3 protein-coding genes are annotated in these 1,674 nt (G+C 37.6%); 1 reads left to right on the top strand and 2 read right to left on the bottom strand.

Annotation, left to right across the window (positions count from 1 at the left end; genetic code table 11):
• Together AACZ30_RS13925 and AACZ30_RS13920 are read right to left on the bottom strand one after the other, a co-directional pair.
• On the bottom strand, positions 1-366 hold a 366-nt coding region (locus tag AACZ30_RS13925; protein WP_339650125.1), incomplete at its 3' end, for a DUF421 domain-containing protein.
• A 33-nt stretch (positions 367-399) separates the two neighbouring features.
• Complete coding sequence (locus AACZ30_RS13920; RefSeq protein ID WP_075325698.1) at positions 400-1,248, bottom strand: SDR family oxidoreductase; 849 nt, start codon at positions 1,246-1,248, stop codon at positions 400-402.
• A 190-nt stretch (positions 1,249-1,438) separates the two neighbouring features.
• On the opposite strand from AACZ30_RS13920, the gene AACZ30_RS13915 reads away from it, so the two are divergent.
• Positions 1,439-1,674: glycerophosphodiester phosphodiesterase family protein (locus AACZ30_RS13915; RefSeq protein ID WP_339650122.1), on the top strand; the 236-nt coding region annotated here is incomplete at its 3' end.

Below are 1,674 nucleotides of genomic sequence, written 5' to 3'. Positions count from 1 at the left end.
TTCGGTAACCCGAGCTTTCTTTAAATTATTATGAAGTATTGTATTACCGTCCATTAGGAGTAGCGGTGAATTATCAATAGCTTCCTGAAACCAGGAAAATCGCCTTAATATTGCCGCTGAAATTTGCAGAATATATACGGCTGCCAAACCTATAATTCCCTGTATTAAACTCACCGATTTTGAGAGGATTGTAGTTGCCAGAATAGAACCCACTGCTACCGTCATCGCAAAATCAAAGCTGGACATTTTAGAGAAGCTGCGTTTTCCGGCAATTCTTGTAAAAATTATAATAGCCAGGTAAATCCCGGCGGCAGTGAGAAAAATTGCCAGAATAGATGTCCAGGAAGCTTCAAACCATTTTTCCATAATAAGTTTTTAGTAATTTAACTGATTTTCAGCTTATCCCCCAATAATTTCACCACCATTTACGTGAATAATTTGTCCGGTGATATAACTGCTATCCTCACTGGCCAGAAATACATAGGCCGGAGCCACTTCACTGGGTTGGCCTGCCCTTCCCATTGGAGTATCCTGGCCAAACTCGGTTACATCATCAAAAGTAGCTGGAATCAACGGTGTCCAGATGGGACCGGGCGCAACACCGTTAACCCTAATTTTCTTAGTTGCAAGCATTTTAGATAATGAACGCGTAAAACTTACAATTGCGCCTTTTGTGCTGCTATAATCCAGTAAATGTTCACTGCCACGATAAGCTGTAACAGACGTGGTATTTATCACTACATCACCTTCCTGAAGTTGGTGTAGCGCTTCTTTTACGATATAGAAATAAGGATAAATGTTGGTTTCAAAAGTTTTATGAATTTGCTCTGTGCTTATATCATCTATATTTTCTTTGGGAAACTGAATCGCGGCATTATTCACCAGGATATTTAATTTACCTAATTCTTTAGAAGTTTCTTGCAAAGCCTTTTTACAGAAGTCTTCTTTCTTTAAATCCCCTTCAATAATGAGGCATTTTTTTCCTTCTTTTTCTACTAACTTTTTGGTCTCCAGGGCATCTTCATTTTCCTCTAAATAGATAATCGCGATGTTTGCCCCTTCACAAGCAAAGTGAACGGCAACGCTTCGTCCAATTCCGCTATCGCCACCGGTTATTAACGCGTTTTTACCTTCTAATTTACCCGAACCTTTATAGTTTTTTCTAATAATTTCCGATTCCGGATTCAATTTGTATTCTTTTCCGGGTTGCTCCTGCTGCTGGTCAGGAAATTTTTCTGGTTTATTCATATTGATTGGTTTTAGGCTAAATATTTTATAATTAATGCTTTGGCAATTTCGAAATCGGGCGAAGTATAAAGTTAAGAAGCATTGCCTACAATAAAATGTTAAGGATTTATAAGTCTTTCTAAAGAGGTCTTTTAAAAACCTAATAAGGTTAAAAAAACATTCATTTGTGTTAATTGAATACCTTTGTCGAATGAATTTATTAAAGATTGGACATCGGGGCGCCAAAGGTCATTTAGCCGAAAATACGCTGGAGAGTATTCAAAAAGCCCTTGATTTTGGAGTTGATGCCATAGAGATTGATGCACATAGATGTAAAACCGGCGAATTAGTGATAATTCACGATTTTACTTTAGACCGAACTACCAATGGGAGTGGAGAAATCGCAAAAAAATCTTTAGCAGAATTGCAAGCCCTTAAAATTGAAAA

Source organism: uncultured Salegentibacter sp., from assembly GCF_963972535.1.
Lineage (GTDB): Bacteria > Bacteroidota > Bacteroidia > Flavobacteriales > Flavobacteriaceae > Salegentibacter.
Note: the sequence above shows the minus strand (reverse complement) of the source record. Positions and strands in the feature narration are given on the sequence as shown.

What these genes read in the sequence shown, in the direction of transcription:
- AACZ30_RS13920 (WP_075325698.1), bottom strand. Translation starts at nt 1,248, where the DNA reads ATGAATAAACCAGAAAAATTTCCTGACCAGCAGCAGGAGCAACCCGGA.